The sequence below is a fragment of the Streptomyces sp. SID1328 genome, assembly GCF_009865595.1.
GTDB lineage: Bacteria > Actinomycetota > Actinomycetes > Streptomycetales > Streptomycetaceae > Streptomyces > Streptomyces griseoluteus.
The window spans coordinates 1-6165 of the sequence record NZ_WWKH01000330.1; the positions used below are offsets into that span (position 1 = coordinate 1).

Annotated in this window: 8 protein-coding genes; 6 read left to right on the top strand and 2 right to left on the bottom strand. The window is 72.1% G+C overall.

Annotation, left to right across the window (positions count from 1 at the left end; all coding sequences use genetic code 11):
- The 4 genes from GT030_RS09760 to GT030_RS09775 form a co-directional block, all read left to right on the top strand.
- Positions 1–402: HRDC domain-containing protein (locus GT030_RS09760; protein ID WP_202459911.1), on the top strand; the 402-nt coding region annotated here is incomplete at its 5' end.
- Positions 403–542: 140 nt separating this feature from the next.
- The gene (locus tag GT030_RS09765) at positions 543–863 is read left to right on the top strand and encodes a hypothetical protein (protein WP_086695485.1); all 321 of its coding nucleotides are present in this window, start codon (positions 543–545) and stop codon (positions 861–863) included.
- A 176-nt stretch (positions 864–1039) separates the two neighbouring features.
- Positions 1040–1408 carry a WhiB family transcriptional regulator gene (locus GT030_RS09770; protein WP_030807350.1) on the top strand — a complete coding sequence of 123 codons (369 nt, stop codon included), beginning with the start codon at positions 1040–1042 and terminating at the stop codon, positions 1406–1408.
- Positions 1405–1746 (top strand): hypothetical protein, encoded by a 342-nt coding sequence (locus GT030_RS09775; RefSeq protein ID WP_161200759.1) that lies wholly within the window; start codon positions 1405–1407, stop codon positions 1744–1746. Before GT030_RS09770 ends, GT030_RS09775 begins: the two co-directional genes overlap by 4 nt.
- 168 nt (positions 1747–1914) lie before the next feature.
- On the opposite strand, the gene GT030_RS09780 is transcribed toward GT030_RS09775, so the two are convergent.
- Both GT030_RS09780 and GT030_RS09785 read right to left on the bottom strand, forming a co-directional pair.
- A complete protein-coding gene (locus tag GT030_RS09780) occupies positions 1915–3336 on the bottom strand; it encodes an AarF/ABC1/UbiB kinase family protein (protein ID WP_161200760.1) in 1422 nt (473 codons plus the stop codon).
- Entirely contained in the window at positions 3329–4591 is a 1263-nt protein-coding gene (locus tag GT030_RS09785) for a TOMM precursor leader peptide-binding protein (RefSeq protein ID WP_161200761.1), read from the bottom strand. The genes GT030_RS09780 and GT030_RS09785 overlap by 8 nt, the downstream gene beginning before the upstream one ends.
- Before the next feature lie 247 nt (positions 4592–4838).
- On the opposite strand from GT030_RS09785, the gene GT030_RS09790 reads away from it, so the two are divergent.
- Together GT030_RS09790 and GT030_RS09795 are read left to right on the top strand one after the other, a co-directional pair.
- Positions 4839–5417: a M48 family metallopeptidase gene (locus GT030_RS09790; RefSeq protein ID WP_161200762.1), complete on the top strand. Its 579-nt coding sequence runs from the start codon at positions 4839–4841 to the stop codon at positions 5415–5417.
- Between the two features lie 111 nt (positions 5418–5528).
- Positions 5529–6165: TerD family protein (locus tag GT030_RS09795; protein ID WP_161200763.1), on the top strand; the 637-nt coding region annotated here is incomplete at its 3' end.

Genomic DNA, 6165 nt, shown 5'->3' on the forward strand with positions numbered 1-6165 from the left:
GGCGGCCTCCCGGCCGCGCCCCGGCGCGCCCAGCGATCCCCGGCCCGCTGCCGGGTGTGCGGACGCACCCTCACCGACGCCGGCGAGATGAAACTGATGCGCTGCGAGGACTGCCCCTCCGACATGGACGAGGGCCTGTACGAGCGGCTGCGGGAGTGGCGGGCGGTGGAGGCGGGACAGAGCGGACAGCCGGACTTCTGCGTCTTCACCGACCGCACCCTGATGGCCATCGCCGAGACCCGCCCCGACTGCGCGGCCGAACTCTCCCGCATCCCCGGCGTCCTGGACCGCAAGCTGCGCCGCTACGGCACCGACGTACTGGCCATCTGCGCAGGCCAGGAGGTCGGCACCGCCCCCGCGGAGGCGGCCGGGACCACTGATCGGAACTCGTCGCAAAAATAGTTTGCGCCCGCGCCAGGAATCCCCATAGGTTCTAGGCACGGAAACGGCGGCCTTCTCGAAGGCTGTGAATCCGTGCTGTACTTCCATATCCGAGGACCGGTGCACACCGGTCCCCAAGACGCCGAGAGGAGGCGAGCCCAATGATCAGCATCGAGACCATCATCACCAGCCCGGTCAAAATGACCGATCGTCCGGCCGTCTCCCTGTGCATGCTCGGCGCGCCCTCCCAGGGCACCGGTCTGTCCGGCATTCGTGCCGCCCGTCCGGCCTCCTCGCTGCTCTCCGTGGACCTCCCTGTCCGCGAGCGCAATGAGCGACCGACCAAGGCACTGGCAGCGGTAGAGGCACAGGCGCAGGGCGCCTATGCCTTCGCGGCGGCCGGTGCCGGATTCCGCAAGCAGACGCAGCACCACCAGATGTGGGCCTTCCGTGGGCCAGAACCCTGGAGTGATCCAGCCTGATCGCCGATCAGGCAGGCGCCTTCAGGGCCGCGGAACCCCATCCGGGAACCGCGGCCCTTCTGTTTTCCCCGAACAGGGAGAACACCCCGAAGGCGCCTCGGGACAACAAAAGAGAACCCGGTACCCAGCCGACACCCGGTCCACCGACCGGAACGACCAGACGAGGAAAACACCCCGTGCAACTCGAAGCGCACGCCCCGTCAGTACCGCCTTCACAAGCGATCACTCAGCTCGGCTCCACGGAGGACCCCGCCTTGCTCCCCCTCACCGCGCTCACCGCGCTCGACGACGCCATCGAGAACCTCGGCGTGCCCGTCCCCTGCCGTTCCTACGACCCGGAGGTCTTCTTCGCCGAGTCGCCGGCCGATGTCGAGTACGCCAAGTCGCTCTGCCGCACCTGCCCGCTGGTCGAGGCCTGCCTCGCCGGGGCCAAGGAGCGCCGGGAGCCTTGGGGCGTCTGGGGTGGGGAGCTGTTCGTCCAGGGCGTCGTCGTCGCCCGGAAGCGGCCGCGTGGCCGCCCGCGCAAGAACCCGGTCACGGCATGAACGTCGCACGCACGCACCCCGCAGGAACGATCGACCGTCCCCTCACGCACGACCCCAAGAAGCAGGCCCCGATGAAGCCGTCCACCAGCGAGCCCACCGGCTCGGCGACCCCAGACCTCGATAACCGTGGCGTGACAGGCTCGCGCCAGACGAACAGGACCCGCGAAATGCAACTCATCCCAGAAGCCCTGGCTCGTGCGCATATGCACGAGCGCCTGCACGACGCCCAGCGGGAGCGCCGGGCCATGAGCCTGGCCACCGCCCGGCGGATGCAGCGCCGGGCGGAGCGCGCCTCCCTGCGTGCCCGCCGTGCGCTCGCCGCCGCCGTCATGCAGTAGGCGCCGCCCTCGACGCGCATTGAGCGCACCCACCCGAAGCGGTGGCCTCCCGGCTCAGGGAGGCGAAGTCTTCCCCTCGGGGGCCGGTCCGGCCGAACGGACCGGCCCCCGAGGCATGCCCGCCCCCGCCGGGCCTACGGTTCCAACGGGTCTACGCCTCCGCCGGACCTATGCCTCCGCCGCGGGCGCCTCCGGCAGGTCCTCCTCCGCTTCCTCCGCCTCCTCGGCCTCCAACGCCGCGGACTCCAGCGAGTCCGCGTCCGGCCCGAACCCCGGCAGCCACTCCTCCAGTTCCTCCCGGAGCCGCACCGTCGCGCCCAACTGGCACAGCACACCGATGGTGCTCAGCGTGACCCGGTGGATCAGCAGATAGGACGGCGGCAGATTGAGCTGCTTGCCGAGCTGGTACGCGGGGGAGCGGGGGTCGGCGACCCGGGCCGCCTGGCCGCGCATCCACGACCGGGTGAAGGTGAAGGTGTCCACCTGCGCGGGCTCGATGATCGGCAGCAGGTAGTCGAGGACGGCGTCGGGGTCCAGATCCATGGACTCCTTGATGAAGCCCTCCTCGCAGAGCATCTCGTAGACCGGCTCGGCGTCCCCGGCCAGCGTCATCCGCAGCGCCACCCCGATGGTCGGGGGCAGCCCGTCGGGGAGCCGGTCCACCGTGCCGAAGTCCAGCACGCCCAGCCGCCAGCCGTCCTCACCGTCGGGGCCCACCGGCAGCAGCCGGAAGTTGCCCGGATGCGGGTCGGCGTGCAGCAGGCCGGTGCGGGCCGGGCCGGAGAAGAGGAAGCGCGCCAGCAGTTGCCCGGCCCGGTCGCGCTGCTCCTCGGTGCCGCCGGAGATGATCTCCGACAGCGGGATGCCGTCGATCCACTCGGTCACCAGCACCTGGTCGCACTGGTGCACCACCGCCGGGACCACCACGTCCGGGTCGTCCGCGAACTCCGCCGCGTGCGCGGCCTGCGCCTGCGCCTCCAGCTCGTAGTCCAGCTCCTCGGAGACCCGGTCCTTCAGCTCCGCGATCAGCGGCTTGATGTCCATGCCCGGGATCAGTGGGCCCAACAGGCGGGCGAACCGGCTCAGTTGACCAAGATCCGAGAGCAGTGCCTCGCCGGCGCCCGGATACTGGACCTTGACCGCCACCTCCCTGCCGTCGTGCCACACCGCCCGGTGCACCTGGCCGATGGAAGCCGCCGCCGAGGGCTTGTCCTCGAACTCCAGGAACAGCTCCCGCCAGTCCTCGCCCATCCGCTCCGCCAGCACGGCGTGCACCGTACGGGTCGGCATCGGAGGCGCCGCCTCCTGGAGCTTGGTCAGCGCGGCACGGTAGGGCCCGGCGACCTCCTCGGGGAGCGCGGACTCGAAGACGGACAGCGCCTGCCCGAACTTCATGGCCCCGCCCTTCAGCTCGCCGAGGACCTTGAAGAGCTGCTCGGCCGTGCGCTGCTGAAGCTCCCGCCCCACCAGCTCGGCCGACTCGCCCACGATCCGCTTGCCCAGCCCCCAGGTGGCCCGGCCGGCGAAGCCGAGCGGGAGCGCGGCGAGCTTCGCGGTCCGGGTGACCGCCTTCCGGGGAAGATCAGACATGCGCCCTCCAAGTCCCTGTCGGCCGCGTCGCGCCGGTCTCGCGTCGCCGCTCGGCCGACGGCCGTTGCACCGCCATTGTCGCGCGCGCCGGCCCTCGCGTTGAGAAGTGCTCTTCCTCGGCGCTCTCCCCGGTCCGCGCCGGGGTGCTTCCCCTCCTCCTCTCCTTCGCCCCGCAGCCGCATGCCGGATGCGGGGCGACGGGATGAGCGTCCCAGGTCAGAGCGGGTAGGGCTGCCTCCCAGCGGGTGCCGGTGGCCGCCGGTGCGGCCCCGTCGAGGAAGCTCAGGGCGTGCGCGGCGGCGATGCCCGCGACCGCCGTGGCGAGGGTCAGATCACACGCGCCCACCCGGCGCGCCCGGCCCGAACGCCACTGGGTGATCAGCCGGGGCCACGCCGCGTCCTCGTCCGTGCGGTGCTGCTGAAGACAGCCGGCGCACCCCGTCCGGCCGGGCAGCACCAGTGGTCCGACGACACCGGTCCCCTCCACCACCCCCGCGTAGAGATGGGGGGTACCGGAGACCATGAGGGGCTCGGCGAGGAACGGGTCCGGGGCGTGCACCGCCACCTCGTCGCGCGGGGCGAGGACCACCAGGGACAGCCCTGGCTCCTCCTCGGAGGCGGGCCCGGAGAGTCTGCCCTGGCGGGTCCGGCGCGGTGGGCGGTCCGGTGCCGCACGGCGCACCGCCGTCCGCGCCGCATCGTCCCGCCGCTCGCCCACCGCCTCCACCGGCAGCCCGCCCGGCGCCACGTCCCACGGCTGCACCCGGCCCACGTCCCGCACATCGACCTCGCCGACCCCCGCCCCGGACAGCAGCGTCGCGATCACGGACCCCACCCGGCCCGCGCCGAGCACCCGCACCCGCAGGGCACGCCGGGCGGCGAGGCGGGTGAGCGCGCCGCCCGGCTCCGCCGTGGTCAGCGACAGCGAGGCGAGGTCGGGACGCAGCCGCTCCAGCGCCTCCCCTCTCTCCCGCAGCGCGGTCGCGGCGGGGGAACAGTCCCGTGTGTCGTCGAGCAGCCCCGCCCTGCCCAGCCGGCTCACCAGCCGGTCGGCATGGCCGTCCGGCAGGTCCAGCCGCCGGGCCTCCTCCCGCAGCAACGCCACGTCACGGGTGCCGTCGAGCAGTTCGAGGAAGCTGCCGGTGGCCAGGTCCACCGGGCCCAGAGTGATCGCGTGCGCGGGGGTCATCCCGAACTGCACGGTGCCGAGATCGCGCCAGCCGCGCCGCAGCGCCGGCTTCACCATCGGATGCATGACGGGCCCCCGTCTCCCAGGTCTCGCGCACACCCCGGCCGGGCATGCGTCCTTCTGCCTCTGTACGTCGGCCGAGCCGGTCCTGCTCGTTCCGACGACTGCCAGCATGGCCGGGCTCCGGAATCCGTGCCGAAAGTTGTCCACAGGCACGGGGTGATCGTCGTACAAGCTGCCCACGGGTCCGGCGTCCACAGACCGCTGTCCACAGGCCCGGCCCGCTGTCGGCGCCGACGGGTACCTTCGAGACGTGCCCACCGAACCGACCGAACAGCAGCCGCCCGCCGCACACGGCCCCGTCGAGGTCAGGCGGAGCGACCGGCGCCGCCGGACCGTCTCCGCCTACCGCGAGGGCGACCGCACCATCGTGCTGATCCCCGCCCGCATGTCCAAGGCGGAGGAGCGGCGCTGGGTCACCGCCATGCTCGACCGGCTCGCCGCCAAGGAGGCGAAGCGGAGCGTGCCCGGCGGTGACACCGAACTGGCCGAGCGCGCCGGGCGGCTGTCCGAGCGGTATTTCGAGGGCAGGGCGCGGCCCGGTTCGGTGCGCTGGGTGACCAACCAGAACACCCGCTGGGGCTCGTGCACTCCGGCGGAGGGCACCATCCGGCTCTCGCACCGGCTGCGGGGGATGCCCGAGTACGTGGTCGACTACGTGCTCTGTCACGAGCTTGCGCATCTGCTGGTGCCCGGTCATGGCCCGGACTTCTGGCGGCTGTTGGAGGCGTACCCGCGCACCGAGCGGGCGCGCGGCTATCTGGAGGGCGTGGCCGCCACCGCACGGACGCCGGATGTGCCACCGGATGTGACGGACGACGAGGAGGTGTGAGGTCCGGGCCGCGATTCTGTACCGGGTCTGTACCGGCTGAGGCCGATGTCGGTATTTGCGGTTAGCCTGACGCGACGTAACTGCTTTCGGGACGGGGGACGGACGTAACGCATGTCCAGGGAATTCCAACGCGGCCACAAGGCCCGGATCAGTGACCTCACCGCGGGTACGGATCTGTACGTGGGCGTGCAGATCTCCGCTCCCGGACTGACCTTCGACATAAGCTGCTTCGGCCTCGACGCCGACGAACGGCTCTCCGACGACCGGTACTTCGTCTTCTTCAACCAGCCGAAGTCGCCCGAGGAGTCCATCCAGCTGCTGGGCCCCCAGGCGGGCGACACCGAGTCGTTCCGGGTCACGCTGGACCGGATTCCGGCCGGCATCCACAAGCTGTCCTTCACCGCGACCATCGACGGTGACGGGCAGATGTCCCGGATCGCCCCCGGCTATCTGCGGATCGTGGCGGGCGGCGAGGAGGTCGCGCGGTACTCCTTCACCGGCGCGGAGTTCACCACCGAGCGCGCCGTCATGCTCGGCGACCTCTATCTCAAGGACGTCTGGCGGTTCGCCGCGGTCGGGCAGGGCTTCGACGGCGGACTGGAGGCGCTGCTGAAGAACTTCGGCGGCGAGGTCGCCGAGGAGGAGGCGCCCGCTCCCGCTGAGCCGGAGGCCGCCGCGCCGTCCGCCGCCCCCGGTTTCGCCCCGCCCGCCTTCGCCGTCCCCGCCGGACCGACGCCCTCCGCGCCCC

Excerpts from the sequence above, each read along its gene's own strand:
- GT030_RS09765 (WP_086695485.1), top strand. The coding sequence starts at position 543 with ATGATCAGCATCGAGACCATCATCACCAGCCCGGTCAAAATGACCGAT.
- GT030_RS09775 (WP_161200759.1), top strand. The coding sequence starts at position 1,405 with ATGAACGTCGCACGCACGCACCCCGCAGGAACGATCGACCGTCCCCTC.
- GT030_RS09780 (WP_161200760.1), bottom strand. The coding sequence starts at position 3,336 with ATGTCTGATCTTCCCCGGAAGGCGGTCACCCGGACCGCGAAGCTCGCC.
- GT030_RS09785 (WP_161200761.1), bottom strand. The coding sequence starts at position 4,591 with ATGCATCCGATGGTGAAGCCGGCGCTGCGGCGCGGCTGGCGCGATCTC.